The organism is Rhodococcus marinonascens NBRC 14363 (assembly GCF_001894885.1).
Classification (GTDB): domain Bacteria; phylum Actinomycetota; class Actinomycetes; order Mycobacteriales; family Mycobacteriaceae; genus Rhodococcus_F; species Rhodococcus_F marinonascens.
In genome coordinates this window covers 46084-67639 of sequence record NZ_BCXB01000021.1, presented here as the reverse complement: position 1 = coordinate 67639, position 21556 = coordinate 46084, and the positions used below count along the sequence as shown (strand labels likewise).

Annotated in this window: 17 protein-coding genes and 1 pseudogene; 10 read left to right on the top strand and 8 right to left on the bottom strand. The window is 61.9% G+C overall.

Annotated elements, in window-relative coordinates:
• Positions 1–151: 151 nt before the first annotated feature.
• From RM2_RS15565 to rsmG, 3 genes are all read right to left on the bottom strand, one after another.
• A complete protein-coding gene (locus RM2_RS15565) occupies positions 152–1231 on the bottom strand; it encodes a ParB/RepB/Spo0J family partition protein (RefSeq protein WP_072690469.1) in 1080 nt (359 codons plus the stop codon).
• Entirely contained in the window at positions 1228–2241 is a 1014-nt protein-coding gene (locus RM2_RS15560) for a ParA family protein (protein ID WP_072690468.1), read from the bottom strand. Before RM2_RS15560 ends, RM2_RS15565 begins: the two co-directional genes overlap by 4 nt.
• Positions 2242–2308: 67 nt before the next feature.
• Positions 2309–2992 (bottom strand): 16S rRNA (guanine(527)-N(7))-methyltransferase RsmG, encoded by a 684-nt coding sequence (rsmG, locus tag RM2_RS15555; RefSeq protein ID WP_072690467.1) that lies wholly within the window; start codon positions 2990–2992, stop codon positions 2309–2311.
• A gap of 1256 nt (positions 2993–4248) precedes the next feature.
• On the opposite strand from rsmG, the pseudogene RM2_RS15545 reads away from it, so the two are divergent.
• A pseudogene (locus RM2_RS15545) lies at positions 4249–5426 on the top strand (IS3 family transposase).
• A gap of 215 nt (positions 5427–5641) precedes the next feature.
• Positions 5642–5776: a hypothetical protein gene (locus RM2_RS25655; protein WP_281250421.1), complete on the top strand. Its 135-nt coding sequence runs from the start codon at positions 5642–5644 to the stop codon at positions 5774–5776.
• Between the two features lie 211 nt (positions 5777–5987).
• Here RM2_RS25655 and RM2_RS15535 read toward each other — a convergent pair whose 3' ends face one another.
• The 5 genes from RM2_RS15535 to rpmH are packed head-to-tail and all read right to left on the bottom strand — an operon-like array spanning position 5988 to position 8578.
• Positions 5988–6542, bottom strand: coding sequence for a Jag family protein (locus tag RM2_RS15535; protein WP_072690465.1), 555 nt, complete (start codon positions 6540–6542; stop codon positions 5988–5990).
• Positions 6543–6561: 19 nt separating this feature from the next.
• On the bottom strand, positions 6562–7665 hold the full coding sequence (gene yidC / locus RM2_RS15530) for a membrane protein insertase YidC (RefSeq protein WP_072690464.1): 1104 nt from the start codon (positions 7663–7665) through the stop codon (positions 6562–6564).
• A gap of 4 nt (positions 7666–7669) precedes the next feature.
• Positions 7670–8032, bottom strand: coding sequence for a membrane protein insertion efficiency factor YidD (yidD, locus tag RM2_RS15525; RefSeq protein WP_072690463.1), 363 nt, complete (start codon positions 8030–8032; stop codon positions 7670–7672).
• Positions 8029–8406 (bottom strand): ribonuclease P protein component, encoded by a 378-nt coding sequence (rnpA, locus tag RM2_RS15520; RefSeq protein ID WP_072690462.1) that lies wholly within the window; start codon positions 8404–8406, stop codon positions 8029–8031. Before rnpA ends, yidD begins: the two co-directional genes overlap by 4 nt.
• Before the next feature lie 28 nt (positions 8407–8434).
• Complete coding sequence (gene rpmH, locus RM2_RS15515; RefSeq protein ID WP_072690490.1) at positions 8435–8578, bottom strand: 50S ribosomal protein L34; 144 nt, start codon at positions 8576–8578, stop codon at positions 8435–8437.
• Between the two features lie 736 nt (positions 8579–9314).
• Here rpmH and dnaA point away from each other — a divergent pair.
• From dnaA to RM2_RS15475, 8 genes are all read left to right on the top strand, one after another.
• Positions 9315–10913, top strand: a complete 1599-nt coding sequence (gene dnaA, locus RM2_RS15510; protein ID WP_072690461.1) for a chromosomal replication initiator protein DnaA — start codon at positions 9315–9317, stop codon at positions 10911–10913.
• A 643-nt stretch (positions 10914–11556) separates the two neighbouring features.
• On the top strand, positions 11557–12741 hold the full coding sequence (dnaN, locus tag RM2_RS15505; protein WP_072690460.1) for a DNA polymerase III subunit beta: 1185 nt from the start codon (positions 11557–11559) through the stop codon (positions 12739–12741).
• A gap of 62 nt (positions 12742–12803) precedes the next feature.
• A complete protein-coding gene (gene gnd / locus RM2_RS15500; protein WP_072690459.1) occupies positions 12804–13715 on the top strand; it encodes a phosphogluconate dehydrogenase (NAD(+)-dependent, decarboxylating) in 912 nt (303 codons plus the stop codon).
• Positions 13716–14951: a DNA replication/repair protein RecF gene (gene recF, locus RM2_RS15495; protein WP_072690458.1), complete on the top strand. Its 1236-nt coding sequence runs from the start codon at positions 13716–13718 to the stop codon at positions 14949–14951. It abuts the gene before it with no gap.
• Positions 14941–15504 carry a DUF721 family protein gene (locus RM2_RS15490; protein ID WP_072690457.1) on the top strand — a complete coding sequence of 188 codons (564 nt, stop codon included), beginning with the start codon at positions 14941–14943 and terminating at the stop codon, positions 15502–15504. Before recF ends, RM2_RS15490 begins: the two co-directional genes overlap by 11 nt.
• A gap of 245 nt (positions 15505–15749) precedes the next feature.
• The gene (gene gyrB, locus RM2_RS15485) at positions 15750–17792 is read left to right on the top strand and encodes a DNA topoisomerase (ATP-hydrolyzing) subunit B (RefSeq protein WP_072690456.1); all 2043 of its coding nucleotides are present in this window, start codon (positions 15750–15752) and stop codon (positions 17790–17792) included.
• Positions 17793–18209: 417 nt separating this feature from the next.
• Positions 18210–21134, top strand: a complete 2925-nt coding sequence (locus tag RM2_RS15480; RefSeq protein WP_072690455.1) for a sensor histidine kinase — start codon at positions 18210–18212, stop codon at positions 21132–21134.
• Positions 21131–21547 carry a roadblock/LC7 domain-containing protein gene (locus RM2_RS15475; protein ID WP_072690454.1) on the top strand — a complete coding sequence of 139 codons (417 nt, stop codon included), beginning with the start codon at positions 21131–21133 and terminating at the stop codon, positions 21545–21547. The genes RM2_RS15480 and RM2_RS15475 overlap by 4 nt, the downstream gene beginning before the upstream one ends.
• Positions 21548–21556: the final 9 nt, after the last annotated feature.

The following is a 21556-nucleotide window of genomic DNA, read 5'->3' as shown; positions in this document are numbered from 1 at the left end:
AGCTCAGCCTCCATGAGTCACATGCGCGTATCATTCGACATCCTCTGCTATTCAACGGTTTTCGCCCCCCACGGCCGTTCCGAAGCCGATTCGCCGGCGACTACTGTCACAGTGACATATCGCCGTGGGGTGCTTCTACCTCCTCAGGAGCTTACGAATCAGCCTTCTGTACCTCCATCATTCCCACGATCCTCTGAAGATCGTCCACAGAACCGAACTCGACCACAATTCTGCCCTTACGCTTGCCGAGACTCACCGTGACTCGGGTGTCGAACGAATCTGAAAGCCGCGCGGCCACGTCCTGCAGGCCCGGCATCATCATCGGCTTCCGACGCTGAGAGGGCTGCGCCGTCTGATCCCCGCCGCGGTTGGCAAGTATGACCGCTTCCTCTGTCGCACGGACTGACATTCCTTCAGCGACGACGCGTGCTGCCATCACCTCCTGCATATCGGCGCCGCCCTCGAGTGAGAGCAGCGCCCTGGCGTGACCGGCCGACAGGACGCCCGCCGCCACACGGCGTTGCACCGGAATCGGCAACTTGAGCAGTCGGATCATGTTGGTCACCACGGGACGGGAACGGCCGATCCGCGCGGCCAGTTCTTCATGCGTCACCTCGAACTCTTCGAGGAGTTGTTGGTAGGCCGCGGCCTCTTCCAAGGGGTTGAGCTGAACGCGGTGGATGTTCTCGAGAAGCGCGTCTCGCAACATCGCATCGTCGCCGGTCTCCCGGACGATCGCCGGAATCACTTCGAGGTCGGCTTCCTGGCTGGCACGCCACCGACGCTCGCCCATGACGAGTTGGAATTTGCCGTTCTCGATCGGTCGGACAACGATCGGCTGCATCAGCCCGAACTCACGAATCGAGTGGACCAACTCACCGAGAGCGTCGTCGTCGAAGACTTGCCGAGGCTGCTTGGGATTTCTCTCGATCAGGTCGGGATCGATTTCTCGGTACACCGCTCCAGCAGGGGAGGGAAGGGGCTGAGCCCCGTTGTCCGACACGGAGTCGACGCCGTCGATGTCTCCGTTGTTTACCGTGGACGTCTGGGCAGCCCCCTCATCGGCGGAGACTTCGGATGATTGCGGTCCGGAAGCGACCGTGGCGGTACGGCTGTCGGTTCCGATCACGACATCGGCCGCGGCGACGCCGAGTCCCGGGCTCATCGTCGGTCCGGTAGGAATGAGCGCAGCCAGACCACGGCCCAGCCCCCCTTTGCGCGTCTGACTCATCGCTGCTCCTGCTCTGTGCTGTGGGCTACGCGTGTGGCGAGTTCACGTCCTGCATCAAGGTAACTCATGGCACCCCGAGATCCGGGGTCGTAATCGAGCACAGTCATACCGTATCCAGGAGCCTCGGATACCTTCACACTTCGCGGAATGACTGCTTTCAGGACCGCATCACCGAAATGGGCACGCGCCTCTTCGGCCACCTGGTCGGCCAACTTGGTGCGCCCGTCGTGCATCGTGAGAAGCACCGTGGACACGTGCAGATCAGGGTTCAGGTGGGCCTGCACCAGTTCGATGTTCCTCAGTAGCTGTCCGACGCCTTCAAGAGCGTAGTACTCACACTGAATCGGGATCAGAACTTCCTTAGCCGCGACCATCGCGTTGACTGTGAGCAGTCCGAGTGAGGGGGGGCAGTCGATCAAGATGAAGTCCACGTCGATGTCGCCAAACGACTTCTCCGACAGCGCACTCTTCAGCCGACCCTCCCGGGCCACCATGGAGACCAGTTCGATCTCGGCGCCGGCGAGGTCGATCGTGGCCGGGATACAGAACAGTCGATCGTTGTGTGGGCTAGTCTGGATCGCTTCTATAGCGGTCACCTCACCGAGCAGGAGTTCGTAACTGGAGGGCACGCCAGAGTTGTGAGCAATTCCCAGCGCCGTGCTGGCATTACCCTGCGGGTCGAGGTCGACCACTAGAACCGTCAATCCCTGTACTGCAAGAGCGGACGCCAGATTGACGGCGCTCGTCGTCTTCCCGACGCCACCCTTCTGGTTGGCGATGGTCATGATTCGTCGTTCCGATGGCTTCGGAAGAGCTACCGAGTGAGGGTGGAGGATTTGACTCGCCCGGTGCGCCGCAGCGCCGATCGGAGTTTCCTCGACCGAGATTCCGTTGTACGGGGCCGTGAATTCGTCGTCTCCGTCCTCGGAGCGCGCCGCCTGGTCGTATTGATGGTCGGTTTCACATGATGATGTTTCACGTGAAACGGCGGATTCAGGCCCACCCGACATTGACTACTCCTTCGATTGAGAATCGCTCGTTACTCGACATGCTCGCTACCTTGCCTCGACCGGACCATCATCGACGCTGACGGTGTCTTGGTATTCGTTCTGCCCTCACCACAACTGTGGGCACGGGAAGCAAGCCCACTCCGCATTCCACAATCTCCAGCTTTCCCGCACCTAAACGGGTGAGGGAAACGCGGTCACGGGAAATCTCTTCGGCGGCGCTCAAACCTTTCAATGCGAGCATTCTCCCATGCTCGTGGATCAGTGGTAGCGACCATTTGGCGAGTTTCTCCAACGGCGCCACAGCGCGGGAGGTCACCACGTCAGCACCTCCGGCCTCCTTGACTACACCTGACTCTTCGGCCCGCCCCCGAACTACAAGGACATCCAACCCGTTGGACTCGACGAACTCGGCGAGGTAAACCGACCGGCGCAGGAGTGGCTCGACAAGAGTTATACGAAGATCGGGCCGGGCGATAGCGAGAGGAATGCCAGGCAGTCCGGCACCGCTTCCAACATCGACGACGGACTCACCTACGGCTATCAGTTCCCCGACGACCGCGCAGTTCAGCAAGTGCCGTTCCCATAGTCGTGGGATTTCGCGCGGACCGATCAGGCCTCGTTCAACCCCATCACTGGCAAGCGACTTGTAATAGCGTTCCGCGATATCGAATCGTTCACCGAACACCTGGCGTGCCACCGCTTGTTCGTCCCATTCGGTTAGCTCTTCACCATGTGGTTCCACGTGAAACATCCTCCCGCGAATAACGCGAAGTCAGCAAACTCAACGTCTCCATTATCCGGCTCATTCGCGAGTATGCCCACCAACTTGGGCGCGCAACGCCGGATGGTGTCGGGCGGCACCCCATCCACCGATAAGGGAGGGGAGGGGTTCGGTCTGCTTCCAATGTCAGCAGAGTTCCAGGATCGATTGTTCCACGTGAAACGGTCATGGCGCAGCGCCTGCGCCCTTCGGAGGAAGTCCGGTCCATTCAGCGCACTACGTCCACCCAGGGATCCCGATGCACAAGATGCCGGCGGTGGGTACGGACGAGCCGAGCGTGAGTACGAACTTCAAAGGTGAGGCCATCCCTGACAACAGGAAGTACTGACACATCCTGGCGCCCATCCAGTCCTTCAAAGGCCGACTGTTTCACGCGGAACAACAAAGTGTCTGATACAACCAACGTGGGGCCTGAGGGTTGATCCGAATAGTGTCGGCAGTGGAGTCGGTCCACTCGCCAAACAGTCCAGACGACCGCGTCTACTTCTCCACCGAGTGTCGACTAGTCGAGGCCGGTTTGTAATCATCACAGTGACGAAACTACCGGGGGTGGATGGGTGGATGAAACCGAAACTTGATTCCGGATCGAAACGATGAAAAGCCGCACCTTTGACATAACTCGTTCCGTCTCGATGTCTGGGACCGGTTGTCGCTCGTGAGCGAGTGAGTCAGTCAGTGAGTCGTCGCCCTCGAGGAACGACGGGTGAAACGAGCGGCATCCGGAATGGATCCGTCACAGCTTCCAATCAGCTGCTTGTTCACCCCTTGGTGTGCGCCGGCCACGGCCAGCCCATCCCAACATCATCACCGAGCTCCTGAACGTCGAACCGCGCGGGGCTCACGGGTAGAGGAGCGTTGCGATTACGCACCCGCCACCGATGCGTAGGGTACGGACCGGAGATGGAAAAATCCGGTAGAGCATCCGAGATTTTGATCTTTCTCGTCCTGTTGAACTGACGATGCAAAGCGGACCAATAGCCGACCCGGTGCATTTTGACACACCACGGCGATTCGTAACGGGGGATATTCATTGAAGGGCATCGGGTGGCGAGTCACGGCGGGTGCTGCACTGGCGAGAATCGCATTGATGAGCGGCGGGTGCGGGTTGGGGAACACGCAGGACAGCATCGCCCTCGAGTCGACGTGGCGTGTCTCCCGTGAATGGGTCCACAGTGTTTTGGAGTCCTGTTGCCCCTTGACCTGGGGTTGGAAGGACAATGAAGATCATGGCTGGACGGAAACGCAATTCTGCGGAAGACATTGTTCGGAAGCTGCGGCGGGCGGACGAGTTGACCGCAGCAGGGAGAACACAGGAAGAGATCGCCGCCGAACTCGAGGTGTCGGCGGCGACGTTGTACAACTGGCGACGCCAATACCGCGGCATGGACACCGATGCGGCGAAGGAACTCAAAGAACTCCGAGAACAGAACGGCAAACTCAAACGGCTGCTCGCCGAGGCCGAGTTGGAGAAGGACGCGCTGCGTGAGGTGGCCAAGGGAAAATTCTGAGCCCAGCCGCCAAGCGCCGCGCAGTCGAGATGCTGACCTGCACGTTGAGTATCTCGCAGCGATTGGCATGCAAAGCTGTTGGGCTCGCCCGATCCACCTTTCGGCGGCTTCCCGTAGCGCAGACCCCGTCAGACCCTGACGCCGACCTACGGGCCTGGCTTCGCCGCTACGCCCTCAAACACCCGCTGCACGGATTCTTCGCGTGCGTGGGCTCATCTACGCCACGACGAGGGCCTGCAGGTGAACAAGAAGAAGGTCCACCGATTATGGAAGGAGGAAGGCCTGCAGGTGCGGATCTATCACCCCCGTAAGCGGGCCGGGGTGAGTTCGGTGCCGACAGTCGAAGCGGATGCACCGAATGTGGTGTGGGCTATCGACTTCCAGTTCGATTCCACTATCGATGGGAAGGCGGTGAAGATTGCATCGATGGTCGACGAGCACACTCGGTTGTCGCTTCTGAATATCGTGGAGCGCTCGATCACCGCGGAACGGCTTGTGGAGGAGTTGGGGAAGGCTTTCGTATTGTGGGGTGGTCCACCGCAGGTGTTGCGGATGGACAATGGCCCGGAGTTTATTTCCCATGCACTGCAACAGTTCTGCGCCAGCAGGGTCGGAATCTCGTACATCCCGCCGGGCACTCCGTGGAACAACGGGCATATCGAATCTGGGGGAACCTCCCTGGACGAAGTCCTTGGGGGATCAACAACCGGCTGCGAAAGGAATGCCTCAACCGGAACTACTGGACGAATCTGCTCGAAGCGCGGGTGGTGATCGGCGACTTCAAGGAGGACCACAATCACCGGCACCGGCACTCGTCGCTGGGCTACCGAACGCCGGCCGAGTACGCTGCCCGGTGCACCCACATCCACCAACCTGTGGGCTGCGAGATCGACTGACATCAATTCACACCGTGGCTCTAAAACCACGTGGCCCGACTATCGGGGACCTGCCAGACGCACCTTACTGCATCAGCGGCGGACGAAGCTGCGGCGGCCCGCGACTCGCTCGTATCCGCGATTCCGTTCCGAATGAGAGAACAGTTGCGGGATCCCCGATGGGACAGGGTCCCGACAGCCCCCTCAAAGACTCGGCCAGCGAGGTATGCCGATTGATGGCATCTGACGGTCCACAAGCCGCGCAGACATACGTCCGCGACGAGTTTCAAGGACTGTGGTTTGAACGACTGCAGGGTGCCGAGGACGAGTTCATCCATGCCGCCACGATGGTGAGCTGCCCCGACCAGTAACGCTCCGTTGGAAGTAGGAATGATTCATTAGTTTCACATCACCAAGTCATGCGGAACCCCCGCTGCCGGGGGAGGGGATAGGGGAGGGAGTGGCTCGTGTTTCACGTGAAACGAAACATCACCACAGTGATCTACTCGAGAATGACATGCAAGAAAGGCGAGGTTCCCGGAACTGGCTCCGGGAACCTCGCCTTCGCTTCTGCTGAGCGAATCAGTCCCTGATCACGATAACGCGGCGTGACGGCTCAGCGCCTTCGCTCTCACTCGACACGCCCTCGATCTTCGCGACTGCGTCATGCACGATCTTGCGTTCGAACGGTGTCATCGGAGACAACTCCTCCCGCTCACCACTGTCGAGGACTCGGCGGGCTGTCGAGTCGCCGAGTTCGGTGAGCTCCGCGCGCCGGCCAGCGCGCCACCCCGCGATGTCCAGCATGAGACGGCTACGCTCGCCCGTCGACTGCTGCACGGCGAGCCGAGTCAGTTCCTGAAGTGCATCCAGCACCTCACCCCTGCGTCCGACCAACTTGGTGAGATCGTCGCCGCCGCCGATGCTGACCATTGCACGGTCGCCCTCGACGTCCAGGTCTATATCACCATCGAAGTCGAGTACGTCGAGTAGCTGCTCCAGATAGTCGCCCGCGATCTCCCCTTCTTCGATCAGGTAATCGTCAGAATCAGAATCCACCTCGGTGTCCGGGTTCTGCGTCGATGCAGTCACGTCCATCCGATCTCCGTCCACTGCGATGTCAGGCTCAATAGCCATGCTCGTTCTCTTTTCTGAATCAGCGCCGCTTGCGCTTGGAGGACTTGCCGCGGTTCGACTGGGGGCGACTACCAGGTTTCGGCTTCGAGGTACCCGGTGCCGAAACATCGCCGCTCGCCTGATCGGTGGAGTCGTCGGACCCGACGATCTCCGGTTTAGTCTCCCCGGAAGAACCATCCGTTGTTGCCGTCCCAGGCTTCTTCTTCTTGGAGAGATCGGGGCGCGCTCCGGGCTTCGGGGCATTGTCTGCTCGACGCGCTATGGCCGCCTGCTTCTTCTCTTCCTCTTCTTCGTCGATACGGCGGAAGACGATGTGCTGCTGCGCGTAGGTCCAGATGTTGTTGCTCACCCAGTACAGAAGGATCGCGATGGGGAGGAACGGTCCACCGACGAGAACACCGAGAGGGAAAACGTACAGCGCGAGCTTGTTCATGATCGCCGACTGTGGGTTCGCTGCTGCCTCAGGGCTTTGGCGCGATACGGACGCACGCGAATTGAAATGGGTCGCGATGCTGGCGATGATCATGAGTGGAACCGCCACGACACCGATGTTCAGCATCGTTGGGATCGGACCGTAGGCGGCGAACGCGTCGAGTTGCGCTTGCGGCGTGGTGATTGCAGCCGAGATGGGAGCGCCGAACAGTCGGGCACTCAAGAATGACTGGACGTCGTCGACACCGAAGAAATAGTTCGGGGTGTTGGCATTTGCCTCGACCGACAAGCCGACCTGACCAAAGCCGGTGCCAGTGCGGTTGAACGAACGCAGCACGTGAAACAGGCCGATGAAGACCGGCGCCTGCGCGAGAACTGGCAGGCAGCCCATGATCGGGTTGAATCCGTGCTCCTTCTGGAGCTTCTGCATCTCGGTGGCCTGCCGCTGGCGGTCACCTGTGTACTTCTTCTGTAGGGCCTTGATCTGCGGCTGCAACTCCTGCATCTGCCTCGTCGTCCGAACCTGTTTGACGAACGGCTTGTACAGCACGGCACGAAGGGTAAATACCAGAAACACCACGGAGAGCGCCCACGTGATACCACTGTCCGGGCCCAGGAATGGAATGGCGCCGAAGACTTTGTGCCAGACCCACAGGATCCCGGACACCGGGTAGTAAATGAAGTCGAGCACGGCTCTAAGTACTCCTCTGTTCGTCCACGTTCACGGGACAGCGATCATGGCTACCCGGACAGTGGTCCTTGATCGAATCCTGCCCGCCTGGGACCGGATCCCATCCACCAGGGTGCCAGGGGGCACACTTCGACAAGCGGACCACCGTCAAAAAGAGGCCTTTGATCGCCCCGTGAGTTCGTAGTGATTCCACCGCATACTCGCTACAAGTCGGCATGAACCGGCAGGTCGGCATCCTCAGGGGCGACACATACGTCCGGTAAAGCTCGATGAAGAAAATGAGAATCTTCGACGGAAACGCACGAACCGGCATCCACGCAGATGAAGTCGAGGAGCCGGCGGGTGATTTGTCAGATGCGCTCTTCATGCCGAGTTACTCACGGGTGCAAGAAGATCCAATCGAAGCAGACCTGCACGAAGTTGCTTGTCCAGATCGCGACTGCTTGCGGTCGCCGCTCCGGGAAGGGCACGAATCACTACATCGGTCCCGGTGGGGATGAGCTCTATCAAGTCAACACACACATGACGAAGCCGGCGTGCGACTCGATGACGAGTCACCGCCGGCCCGACAGCCTTACTCACGACAAGTCCGAATCGCGGACCGCCACTACTCACCAGCTTGTCTGTCTGCGCATGGTCTAGCGCGTGCACAACTAGATCGCCTCTACCCATCCGACGACCACGTCGCACAGTCAAGGAAAAATCCGCATGACGACGTAATCGGTGCGGCTCAGGCAACACCCCGAGCTCCTGATCCCAGATTTCAGGATCAGGCGGTGAGGGATTCGCGGCCCTTGCGGCGACGCGACGAAACGATTGCACGGCCCGCACGGGTCCGCATACGAAGACGGAAGCCGTGAACGCGCGCGCGGCGTCGGTTGTTCGGCTGGAACGTCCGCTTGCCCTTGGCCACGGTCAACACTCCTCGAAATTCATCGACGCCTCCCGGCGTCATGGATCTAACATTGGCAAAACTCAGGTGCTCATACGCTGGGTGGGATGGAACGACCTCGATACGGGACTCGAGCCAGCACGAAACCGCCACCTCACCACAGGGTGACCGTTCGAGAGTACTTACCACTCCCAGTCAGGTCAAACTCACTTACCTGCATACCCCGGCTCATCTATCACCGACACGCCGAGGATCGACAAATATTTGCATCCAACATTCAATGTGGCAAACCGCTGTGAGGTTGCCGATACTGTTGCTAGCGTCTATGCATGGTCTCGCCGATGAACCCTGATCGAGTGCCCCGTCCTCGACTTCACCGTTCTCATCTGCACATTAGCCACAATTCATCCACAGGTCGCGGATGGTATGCCGATTCGGATCGCCCCGAGGGTAGTTGACGACCCCCACTTCCCAGGTCACCGAACGCGCACATCCCCCTTTTCGCAGACATAAGCGCAGGTCAACGCTCCGAATCTGGGTTACTCGCCGCGCAACCGCGCCTCACCGGGAGGCGACTGCAATTAGTCCACATCTGTGGATAATTGTGTGGAAACACAGTTCAGATGGCATATTCGTAGATTCGTAAGGGTCCATCCTCAGGTCGGGGATCTCCCATCTTCACCTCGACACCAGGCACCGCCATCTCTACTCGGCACCGCCAGACGCCGAGTCCGCGAACAAACTGGGGAGGAACCACGTGAACGACGATCCGAACGCCCTTGCACGGATCTGGATCGACGTTGTCGCAGACCTCACGTCCGATGCGCCAGGCGGTGATCTGCCACCGCTGACGAGGGGACAGAAGGCGTGGTTGGCTCTCGTCAAACCGCTGACGCTGGCACAGGGATTCGCCCTGCTGTCGGTTCCGTCACCGTTCGCTCAGGAAGCAATCGAACGTGATCTTCGTGAACCGATCCTGCACGCACTGGGCCGACGTCTCGGTGAGCAGGTGGAAGGGATCGGCGTTCGTATTGCCGCCCCCGTCGACGACACGCCGGCGTCCGAACCCACACCTACCGAACCTCCCGTAAGGGCACACCTGCAGGAATCGGAACCGATCCACCCGCCCCAACATCTCGAGTCTTCGGTGGCAAATTCCACATCGTTCCGCAGGCGCCGATTCAGCTCGGAGGATCAGCCGTACTCCGACACGACGGACTTCGAAGAAGTCGACGACGACAGCGAGGCGCTGGCGAGCGTCCACGAGTCATGGCCGTCATATTTCTCCAAACCGCCTGCCGGCCCTACACCTGCGGCGACCGGGGCGAACAGTCTCAACGCGAAGTACACGTTCGACACATTCGTGATCGGATCGTCCAACCGGTTCGCTCACGCCGCCGCAGTTGCCATCGCGGAGGCCCCGGCAAGGGCGTACAACCCACTGTTCATCTGGGGAGCCTCCGGACTCGGCAAAACCCACCTTCTGCACGCAGCCGGCCACTACGCCCAACGGTTGTTCCCCGGTATGCGGGTCAAGTATGTCTCCACCGAAGAGTTCACCAACGACTTCATCAACAGCCTCCGCGACGACCGCAAAGTGGCGTTCAAGCGCCGCTACCGCGAGACCGACGTGCTATTGGTGGACGATATCCAGTTCATCGAGGGCAAAGAAGGTATTCAGGAAGAGTTCTTCCATACCTTCAACACCCTGCACAACGCGAACAAGCAGATCGTCGTGTCTTCCGACCGTCCGCCGAAGCAGTTGGCCACTCTCGAGGAACGCCTCAGGACTCGCTTCGAATGGGGTCTGATCACTGATGTTCAGCCGCCGGAACTCGAGACCCGCATCGCGATCCTCAGCAAGAAGGCCCGAATGGACCGGCTCGAGGTGCCTTACGACGTCCTCGAGTTGATCGCCTCCCGGATCGAACGCAACATCCGGGAACTCGAGGGTGCTCTCATCCGCGTGACGGCATTCGCCTCTCTCAACCGTCAACCCCTCGACCTAACCCTTGCCGAAGTGGTTCTGCGCGATCTCATGCCCGATTCGTCAAGCCTCGAGATCAACGCAGCCACAATCATGGCGGTCACCGCGGAGTACTTCAACATGTCCATCGACGACCTCTGCGGCCCCGGAAAGGCCCGGCCGCTCGCGTCGGCACGGCAGATCTCTATGTACCTGTGTCGTGAACTCACCGACCTGTCTCTGCCTAAGATCGGCCAGACGTTCGGGCGCGACCACACCACCGTCATGTACGCGGACAAGAAAATTCGCAAGGAAATGACGGAGCGTCGGAAGGTCTACGACCAGGTCCAGGAACTCACCGCCCGGATCAAGCAGCGGTCCAAGAGGTAGATCCGACGATTGCCGTTCCTGTGCCCCCGGTAGCCCTACCGGGGGCACAGGTCGTTTCTGGACTCTCCGGGCTGCGACTCCGCGCCAAGATCACTCGAGGCACCCCTCGAGGGTCTACTCGAGGGGTGCCTCGAGGGTCTGCTCGAGCGATCCTCGAGGTTTGGTGGACCGGGTGGGCATCGGACACACCGAGGCAACACGCCGACGCTGTGACCTGGATTTGGAACATTCACACCTGTGGATAAGTGTGGGGATTAGGTGGAATCTCTGTGGACAGAAGGTGAAGAACTTTTTACAACCTCGAGTAGTCCACACGGGTACCGGATTGGTCCTCGAGTTTGTCCTCGAGAATTCCACACACGGGAACCTGAACCCACCAGCGTCTACGACTGTTCGTCCACAGATTCCACAGGACCTAATAGTACTTCTGATTAATCCTTCTAGGAAACTCTTTCAAAACAGGGTTGGGGATTGTGTCAGTTCACAGGCCTCCATGAGAGACTCGAGGACGAGACCGTTCCACTTTCAAGTTCGTCCTCGAGGGCATACGGTTATGCATCGTCGCTCTGTGTAAGACTGCAGTGCTTCGGTCACGGCCCGACCGTGGCGAACAACCGTGCCTACCGAGAGGAACAACCCGGCGATGGAGCTTGGAAGCCTGAAGTTTCGTGTCTCCCGGGAAGAATTCGCTGATTCAGTGACGTGGGTCGCTCGTACTCTGCCGTCGCGCCCCCCGGTCCCGGTCCTCGGCGGGGTTCTCCTGGACGCGACCGAACAAGGGTTGACGGTTTCCGGATTCGACTACGAGGTGTCCGCCCAGGTTCGGGTTGCTGCGGAGGTCGAGAGCGTCGGCCAGGTTCTGGTGTCGGGCAAACTGCTCGCCGATATCACCAAGTCGCTCCCGAACAAGCCGGTCGACGTGACGCTCGAGGGCAGTCGCGTCTTGATCACCTGCGGAAGCGCCAAGTTTTCCCTCCCGACCATGCCGGTCGAGGACTATCCCCAACTACCCCAGTTACCGGAGCAGACCGGCTCCATCCCGGTCGACCTATTTTCCGAGGCCATCAGTCAGGTGGCCGTCGCGGCAGGAAGGGATGACACCCTCCCCATGCTTACGGGCATCCGGGTTGAGATCGAGGACAATGCGATCGTCCTCGCCGCCACGGATCGGTTTCGTCTTGCGGTCCGCGAACTCGAGTGGTCGCCGACCGGCTCAGACACGACCGCTGCGATCCTGGTGCCGGCGAAGACACTCTCCGAGGCGGCGAAAACTCTTACCGGAGATGGCACTTCTCCGGTCGAGCTGGCTCTCGGTTCGGGCTCGTCGGTCGGCAACGACGGACTGCTCGGCATCGTGAACGGCGGGCGGCGCAACACCACCCGCCTGCTCGATGCCGAATTTCCAAAATTCCGGCAACTCTTGCCGTCCGAGCACGCAGCGATGGCCACGGTCGAGGTCGCTCCGCTCGTCGAGGCCATCAAGCGTGTGGCGTTGGTCGCCGAGCGTGGTGCGCAGGTTCGACTCCAGTTCTCGACCGAGGGACTCTTGCTCTCCGCCGGTGGGGACGACGCGGGCCGCGCTGAGGAAGGATTGAACGCCTTCTTCCAAGGCGAACCGCTCACGATTGCCTTCAATCCGGGCTACCTACTCGACGGGCTGTCCTCGCTGCACAGCGAGGAGGTGCTGTTCGGTTTCACGACACCCAGTCGCCCCGCAGTACTGCGTCCGGTCACCGAGGACGCGATCGAACCCAACGATTCCGGCAACTTCACGGCTCCGGCCAGCGCATACACCTACCTACTGATGCCAGTCCGACTCCCCGGCTGACCTGCAAAGTCGGCGACTGAGGTACCGGCGGAGGAAATCTCAGCGAGTGGACGGAGATCACGATGAAGATCGGGTTGGTCGGGCTCGGAAAGATGGGATTCAACATGCGCGAGCGGCTGCGTGCGCATGGACACGAGGTGTTCGGCTTCGACCCCCGCCCCGAAGTCACCGATGTGGCCTCCCTATCCGAACTCGCGCAGCGACTCGAGGCTCCCCGGGTCGTCTGGGTAATGGTGCCGGCAGGAAAGATCACCCAGGACACCGTGACGGAGTTGTCGTCGGTACTCGAGTCCGGCGACCTCGTGATCGACGGAGGTAACTCGAGATACACCGACGACCGTATGCATGGCGAGATGCTCGGTTCGCGTGGAATCGGCTACCTCGACTGTGGAGTGTCCGGCGGTGTCTGGGGACTCGACAACGGCTACGGGTTGATGGTCGGTGGATCGGAAGCAGATGTCGAGCGTGCGCTCCCGATCTTCGACGCTCTGCGCCCCGAGGGCGAGCGTGCGGACGGGTTCGTCCACGCCGGCCCGATCGGAGCAGGGCACTACGCGAAGATGATCCACAACGGCATCGAGTACGGATTGATGCAGGCCTATGCCGAAGGCTACGAACTCCTCGAAGCAGAGGATCTCGTAACGAATGTCCACGGTGTACTCCGTGCGTGGACGAAGGGGACCGTGGTCCGGTCGTGGCTGTTGGAACTACTCGTGAAGGCTCTCGCGGACGATCCCGACTTCACCGAGATCTCCGGGTATACAGCGGATTCCGGTGAGGGCCGGTGGACTGTAGAGGAAGCGATCAAACACGCCGTTCCGGCACCGGTAATCTCCGCAGCCCTGTTCGCGCGGTTCGCGTCCCGTCAGGGCGATTCCCCCGCAATGAAGGCCGTGTCGGCGTTGCGTAACCAGTTCGGTGGGCACGCTGTGCACAAGGCGGCCGGCGACGAAGAAGCCGGTTCTGGAAAATAGGTGTTCGTTCGCGCACTCTCGCTCAGAGACTTCCGTTCCTGGGACGCACTCGTTCTCGACCTGCGTCCGGGTTGCACCGTCTTTGTGGGACCCAACGGTCACGGTAAGACGAATATTCTGGAGGCGCTTGGCTACCTATCCGCGCTCTCTTCGCATCGGGTGAGTTCGGATGCTCCGTTGATGAGATCGGGAACCGGTCGGGCGTTCACCGGTGCGACAGTCGTCAACGTCGGCAGAGAACTGACCGTCGATGTCGAATTGAACGAGGGCAAATCCAATAGGGCTCGGATCAACCAGTCGCCCACCCGGCGTCCGCGGGAGATTCTGGGGATTCTTCAGACGGTGTTGTTCGCGCCGGAAGACTTGTCACTCGTGCGCGGCGACCCCGGCGATAGGCGCCGCTACCTCGACGAACTACTCACCTCGCGCATCCCTCGGATGGCTGCGGTGCGGGCGGACTACGACCGTGTGCTGCGGCAGCGCTCGGCGTTGCTCAAGACCGCGGGCGGGGCGCTACGGCGCGTGTCGCGCAAGAGTGATAGATCGACAGAGGAAGGAGCGAGTGCTCTTGCAACACTGGAAGTATGGGACGGGCACCTCGCCGCCCACGGCGCCCAACTCCTCGCCGGACGGCTCCACCTCGTCCACGATCTCGCGCCGCATCTCGCCCAGTCGTATCATTCGCTGGCCCCTGAATCGAGGCCCGCAGGTATCCGCTACCGCTCGAGTCTGGGCGATTCGCTGCCACCGGAGTTCGTCGAACCTGCGCGGCAGCCGGAGGCGGGTGACATCGCGTTTCTCGAGAAGCGATTCCTGCACGAACTGTCCGTGATGCGGTCTAAGGAGATCGACCGCGGTGTGTGCCTCGTCGGACCTCATCGCGACGATCTCGAACTGCACCTCGGTGACACTCCGGCCAAGGGATTCGCAAGTCACGGGGAGTCCTGGTCAGTCGCGCTGTCGCTGCGACTGGCCGCATTCGCCTTGCTGCGGTCAGACGGCAGCGACCCGGTGCTCATGCTGGACGACGTATTCGCCGAACTCGACCGTCGCCGTCGGCGGGCACTGGCCGAGATCGCCGTGGACGCGGAACAGGTATTGATTACTGCGGCGGTGGCGGAAGATGTTCCGAAGGAACTCGACGCCGTCGGCTTCGGCGTCGAGGCCCACGACACCGACCACGGACGGATCTCGCGCATCGCAGAAGAGACAGGGGAAGCCGGTCATGACGGATGATTCCGAACCCACCACACCCAAGGAAGTCCGCGAACCCGAGGTGAAGGGGATCGACCTTGCGCGTCGAGCGCTCGAAGAGGCTCGTGCGGCAGCGAAGGCGAGCGGAAAATCCGTGGGCCAGGGCCGTCGATCCGGATCAGGGGCGCGGAGCCTGCGCACCCGGGGCAGACGGGGTTGGTCGGGTCCGGGCCCGGACGACCGCGATCCACAGCCGTTCGGCGCTCTGACCAGTGCACTGGCTAAGCAACGCGGTTGGTCTCCCAAGGTCTCCGAGGGGACAGTCCTGGGCCGGTGGGTGCAGGTGGTCGGTGAGGAAATCGCTGCACACGCCGAACCGACCGGGCTTCGGGACGGGGTCCTGAGTATCTCCGCGGAGTCGACGGCGTGGGCTACGCAGCTTCGGATGATGCAGCCGCAGATCCTCGCGAAGATCGCTGCGGCCGTCGGGAACGGGGTGGTGAAGTCGCTACGGGTCACCGGTCCGACCGCTCCGAGTTGGCGCAAGGGGGAACGTCACATTCGTGGGCGCGGACCCCGCGACACCTATGGCTAGACGGGATCGGGAGTCCCCCGGACTCGAGTCCAGGAGTGCACCGTCCTAGGTTTTCACTCCGCAGGTGCCCAGAAAATTCGCCTACAGGGCACTCAGGGGTGTCGGATAGCGCTCCTGCGGCTGACGTACCAGTAGGATGGCCGAGGTAACTAGCGGCAAGATTCCCGATTCTCGTCTCCTGAGGCCCGGCAAGGGCGGCAGGCGCCTGTTTCGGGCATTGGACGGAGAAGGAGAGCTACCCACCCGTGGCTGCCCAGAAGTCAGACATCAGCACCTCCAGCAAGGACTACGGCGCTTCGTCCATCACGGTCCTCGAAGGACTCGAAGCCGTTCGTAAGCGACCGGGCATGTACATCGGGTCCACCGGTGAACGCGGTCTGCATCACCTGATCTGGGAAGTCGTCGACAACTCCGTCGACGAGGCGATGGCCGGCCACGCCAGCAAGGTCGAGATCACCCTTCTCGAAGACGGTGGCGTCCAGGTCGTCGACGACGGCCGAGGTATCCCGGTAGGTATGCACGCCTCCGGTGTCCCCACCCTCGAGGTCGTTCTCACCCAGCTTCACGCAGGCGGCAAGTTCGACTCCGACTCCTACGCCATCTCCGGCGGCCTGCACGGTGTCGGCATCTCCGTCGTCAACGCGTTGTCCAGCCGACTCGAGGTCGACATCAAGCGCGACGGGTATCGGTGGACTCAGACCTACACCTATTCCAAGCCAGGTGAACTCGTCAAGGGTGACGCCACGAGGGAAACGGGATCAACGGTCCGATTCTGGTCCGATCCCGACATCTTCGAGACCACGGTCTACAGCTTCGAGACGGTGGCCCGGCGGCTTCAGGAGATGGCCTTCCTGAATAAGGGCCTCACTATCACCCTGACCGACGAGCGCGTCAGCGCAGCAGAGGTCACCGAGGATGTGGTCAGCCAGGTCGCCGACGCACCCAAGACCGCAGAGGACGAGTCGGCGCAGGCAGCTGCGCCGACCGTGCACAAGGTAAAGACCCGTGTCTATCACTACCCGGGCGGGCTCGAGGACTACGTCCGGCACATAAACCGCACCAAGCAGCCGATCCACAACTCCGTGGTTGGCTTCACAGCGAAGGGCACCGGGCACGAACTCGAGGTCGCGATGCAGTGGAACTCCGGCTACTCGGAGTCGGTGCACACGTTCGCCAACACCATCAACACGCACGAGGGCGGTACCCACGAGGAGGGCTTCCGCTCCGCTCTGACCGCCACGGTCAACAAGTATGCCCTCGACAAGAAGCTCCTCAAGGACAAAGACCCAAAGCTCACCGGCGACGACATCCGCGAGGGTCTCGCGGCGATCATCTCCGTCAAGGTGGGCGAACCACAGTTCGAGGGTCAAACCAAGACGAAACTCGGGAACACCGAGGTCCGCTCGTTCGTCCAAAAGGCGAGCAATGAGCACCTGTCGCACTGGTTCGAGGCCAATCCTGCCGATGCCAAGACGATCGTGAACAAGGCCGTGTCATCGGCACAGGCTCGTGTCGCCGCACGGAAGGCGCGTGAACTCGTCCGCCGTAAGAGCGCTACCGACCTCGGGGGGCTGCCGGGCAAGCTCGCGGACTGCCGGTCCAACGACCCGAGCAAGTCCGAGATCTATATCGTGGAGGGCGATTCCGCGGGCGGCTCGGCGAAGTCGGGTCGTGACTCGATGTACCAGGCGATCCTGCCGTTGCGCGGCAAGATCATCAACGTCGAGAAGGCTCGGATCGACCGCGTATTGAAGAACACCGAAGTCCAGTCGATCATCACCGCGTTCGGTACGGGCATTCACGACGAGTTTGATATTGCCAAGCTGCGCTATCACAAGATCGTGCTGATGGCCGACGCCGACGTCGATGGTCAGCACATCGCGACACTGCTGCTCACGCTGCTGTTCCGCTTCATGCGGCCCCTCGTCGAACACGGGCACGTGTACCTCGCTCAGCCGCCGTTGTACAAGCTCAAGTGGCAGCGCAGTGAACCCGAGTTCGCCTACTCGGACCGTGAGCGCGATGCGCTGGTTTCGGCTGGCACGGAGGCGGGCAGGAAGATCAACAAGGACGACGGCATCCAGCGTTACAAGGGTCTGGGCGAGATGAACGCCAAGGAATTGTGGGAGACCACGATGGATCCGTCGGTCCGTGTCCTGCGCCTGGTGACGCTCGACGACGCGGCCGCTGCAGACGAACTGTTCAGCGTGCTCATGGGTGAGGACGTCGAGGCCCGCCGAAGCTTCATCACCCGCAACGCGAAGGACGTCCGCTTCCTCGACGTCTGAGGCGTGGGGACAAAGATTGCGGAGTTCCAACAGTCACCGGTGACCGGAAGGCACCGGTGACTGTACGCGTCTTGTGGGGCGAGTGAGGGGCGAGATGCGGGCTCCGGCCTCGGCTGCAGATTGGGAGTCTGTGTAGCGTGGGCCGCTGATCGAAAGGCAGAGGGCTGTGGGGGGAGCGACCTTCGGGGTGGATGTTACTGAGAAGTACATAATTCACGGATCTCTGTGGTAAGAATCTTGCGCATGACGATGTGATGAATTCGTTACATTCGGAACCAGGCGAGTCGGGGGCGGCACATCGCGCAGTGGTGCGATCACTCCCTTCCGAAGCTCGCCTGGCCGATACGGGTACCGCGCCGCGGGCGTAGTCACGAGCACAGATCGGTGAGCTATGACTGGGTGGAAAGGAAGCGTGGGATGAGCGAGGAGTCGCCGCCCCGGGCAAAGTTCTGGGATATCGCGGGTTGGGGACTGCGGTGGAAGGTCACTGCGGTTCTTGCGGTTCCCGTCACCGTCGCCATGGTGCTCGGCGGACTCCGTGTGCAGGCCGAGTTGAGCAACGCCGTTCACTTCACCGAAGCGGCAGACAGGATCGCCGGCGTTCCGGACATCGTGGCTCTTGAGGCCGCAATGGGTACCGTGATCAGTGGCTATACGTCGAAAACTCTCCCGGCGGATGACCGGGAGGCCGCGGCAGCCTTGATGGACAAAGTGTCTGAACATACTGGTAACCCCGCACTGAACCCTGAAATTGCCAGCGCCATCAACCAGACCGTCGCGGATGGCCGTGCCCTCTTAGCTCTAATGGATTCTCCAGGCGCCGCCACAGACCTTCTCGCGCAACGACACCGCGCGTTCTCCAGAGGCCTCACCCGTGAGGTCGACGACATCGTGCGTCAGATCGACGACAGCGATGTCATCGACAAGGGGTACTTGTTGAGCAATGCCTGGCAAGCGCAGCGGCGACTGTTCGAGCAAGCCATGGGTAACGTCGCCGTACTCGAGGCCTACGTGGCTCCGGATGGCCGTGAGAGGGCACAGGCCGGCGACCTTCCCACCACAGCGATCGTCGCCGCTTCCGGTGCAGAATCGGGTCTGTTGGATGTCCTCGACCCGTACTACCCGCCGGACGACCCTCGTCTCGAGGCACTGCGGAAGAACATCGTCGACCGAAACGCCCTCTTGGACCAAGGCCTGAAGGACGTCGCGCGCGGCGGTTCGCTCCCGGTTCTGCAGGCGCGGTCCTCCCTGATCGCCAGCCGTGACATCTACCACGAACTGACCAGCGAGGCGGCGCAGAACATCGCGTCCACTGTGCAGACTCGCGCGGCAGAGACCCGGTCCGCCGCACTGCGCGACACGGCGATCGTTCTCGGGACGCTGCTCACCGCCCTCGTTCTCGCGCTTCTTGTGTCGCGTTCGCTGATCGGCCCGATCCGTCGGTTGCGGCACGGTGCGCTCAAGGCCGCGCGCCGCGACCTTCCGAAGTCGATCGAACAGATCAAGGCAAGCGACGATCCGCGGGCGCTGTCGTTCGAACCGGTGGCCGTGCACTCGTCCGAGGAGATCGGCCAGCTCGCCAGAGCCGTGGACGACATTCACGGACAGGCACTTAGGCTCGCCGGCGAGCAGGCACAGTTACGGCTCCGGATCAACGACATGTTCGAAACGCTGGCGCGGCGAAGCAAATCGCTCATAGACCAGCAGCTTGGCCTCATCGAGAATCTCGAATTCGATGAGAAGGATCCGAAGCGACTCGAAAGCCTTTTCCGGCTCGATCACCTTGCGGCGCGAATGCGCCGGAACGGTGAGAATCTTCTGATTCTGGCTGGAACCCGGGTGCGCCGTTCGCAGTCGGCGCCGATCGCCCTCGGTGATGTGCTGCGTGCCGCAATCTCCGAGGTGGAGGACTACCAGCGTGTGCAGGTGGGCGCGACCCCGGAAGGTGCCCTCAGCGGTGCCGTCGTCACCGATGTCGTGCACCTCCTCGCCGAACTCGTCGACAACTCGCTGCGCGCTTCACCGCCTGACACCGTGGTGACGTTCAGCTTCGCCCGCGCCGTGGACGGCGGTGTGCTGCTCGAGGTCGCGGACCGCGGAATCGGCATCCCGTCCGATGAGTTGCGCGCAATCAATGAGCGTCTCGCGTCGGGTGGTGAGGTCGGTACCGAGACTGCGCGCCACATGGGTTTGTTCGTGGTGAGCCGGCTCGCGAAGCGGCACGGTCTCACTGTGCGTCTGCGGTCAACTTTCGATACTGCACGCAACCCGGGCGTGACGGCCAGCATCCACATCCCGAATGCGCTGATCGTTTCGTATGAGGGTCGTCAGGAGACCGGCCCGCTGCGCAGGATCCCCGTTCCACCCGCCCGGACCCCCATTCCGGCGCCCTCACTGCCACGGGAGACGGGACGTCAGCCGGCGACCAAAAACGGTCTGCCGGTCCGTGCTCCGCAAACACACCCGGCTCCGCAAACACACCAGGCCCCGCCGTCACTTCCCTCGACACCTGCACGCTCTGTCACGGTGGCGTCGAACAGCATCCTGCCCCAGCGTCAGCCCGGCGCCAGCGGCATCGCGGCCGGTGCCGGACCCTCGGCCCGCCCGGCGACCGCTCAGCCGAATGACGTTGTGAACGTCCGCGGGTCCGGTGCGATGCCAAAGCTGCCTGTGCGGCGGCGGCAGTCGGTCACACCAAGAGCAGCCGTGCCGGAAGCAGTCACGGCCGAGCCGCAGCCGGCACCCGCCGCACCGGAGCCGCAGGCGACACCCGCCGCACCGGAGCCGCAGGCGACACCCGCCGCACCGGAGCCGCGGATCGAGAACCGTGCTGAAGCGGAGCGCGCCCCGGATCAGCCCGCGCCGACGTCAGCTTCCTCGAACGGCGACGATCAGGTGTCGGTGCGGCACCGCTACCGCACCAACCCGGTGAAGACCGCGTCGTTCTTCCAGTCGCGTGTCGATCCGCCAGCCGCGGAGGTGTCGCAACGTCCCGGTGGCACTCCGATTTTCGCCGACATGATGTCGGATTGGCTGACCGACCCGACCGGCGAAGAAGGTGCTCCCGGCGTCTGGCACTCGGCTGGTGACGCCGGGTGGTCCGAGGCCGACCGGGTCAGCTCGACGCCTGTCGAGGCCGATCCCGAAATCGGTTTGCCGAAACGGAGCCCCGGTGAGCGCCTGCTTCCCGGCACTGTCGAAGGTGCTCACAATACGGCGACACTGCGCCGCGTGCGTGACCCTGAGACAATTCGCGCGAACCTCAGTCGGCACCAACTCGGCGTCCGAAACGGCAGGGCCACAAGGCTCGCGGAGCACAACAGTATTGAAGGAGATCGATGAATACCGCCCAAGGACCCGACGTCACGCGACCCCTCGACTGGTTGGTGTCGAATTTCGCCAGTGACATACCGGGCGTCTCGCATGCCGTGCTGGTGTCCGCCGATGGCCTCTTGATGGCGGCCAGTGCCCACCTCCCTATCGACCGGGCCGAGCAGTTGGCCGCCGTCACGTCCGGACTTGCGAGCTTGTCGGCGGGAGTGTCCCGCCTGTTCGAGGGTGGTGGGGTGCTTCAGTCGGTGGTCGAGATGCAGCACGGCTACCTGCTGCTCATGAGTGTCGGTGACGGCTCGCACCTCGCGACTCTGACCGACGCGGAGTGCGACATCGGACAGGTCGGCTACGAGATGGCGATCCTGGTCGACCGTGTCGGTGCATCTGTGGAGGCCACCGCTCGCACCCCGCAGGGCCTCTGATCAGGCCTC

What these genes read in the sequence shown, in the direction of transcription:
- RM2_RS15565 (WP_072690469.1), bottom strand. Translation starts at nt 1,231, where the DNA reads ATGAGTCAGACGCGCAAAGGGGGGCTGGGCCGTGGTCTGGCTGCGCTC.
- RM2_RS15560 (WP_072690468.1), bottom strand. Translation starts at nt 2,241, where the DNA reads ATGTCGGGTGGGCCTGAATCCGCCGTTTCACGTGAAACATCATCATGT.
- rsmG (WP_072690467.1), bottom strand. Translation starts at nt 2,992, where the DNA reads ATGTTTCACGTGGAACCACATGGTGAAGAGCTAACCGAATGGGACGAA.
- RM2_RS25655 (WP_281250421.1), top strand. Translation starts at nt 5,642, where the DNA reads ATGGCATCTGACGGTCCACAAGCCGCGCAGACATACGTCCGCGACGAG.
- RM2_RS15535 (WP_072690465.1), bottom strand. Translation starts at nt 6,542, where the DNA reads ATGGCTATTGAGCCTGACATCGCAGTGGACGGAGATCGGATGGACGTG.
- yidD (WP_072690463.1), bottom strand. Translation starts at nt 8,032, where the DNA reads ATGAAGAGCGCATCTGACAAATCACCCGCCGGCTCCTCGACTTCATCT.
- dnaN (WP_072690460.1), top strand. Translation starts at nt 11,557, where the DNA reads ATGGAGCTTGGAAGCCTGAAGTTTCGTGTCTCCCGGGAAGAATTCGCT.
- gnd (WP_072690459.1), top strand. Translation starts at nt 12,804, where the DNA reads ATGAAGATCGGGTTGGTCGGGCTCGGAAAGATGGGATTCAACATGCGC.
- RM2_RS15490 (WP_072690457.1), top strand. Translation starts at nt 14,941, where the DNA reads ATGACGGATGATTCCGAACCCACCACACCCAAGGAAGTCCGCGAACCC.
- RM2_RS15480 (WP_072690455.1), top strand. Translation starts at nt 18,210, where the DNA reads ATGAGCGAGGAGTCGCCGCCCCGGGCAAAGTTCTGGGATATCGCGGGT.
- RM2_RS15475 (WP_072690454.1), top strand. Translation starts at nt 21,131, where the DNA reads ATGAATACCGCCCAAGGACCCGACGTCACGCGACCCCTCGACTGGTTG.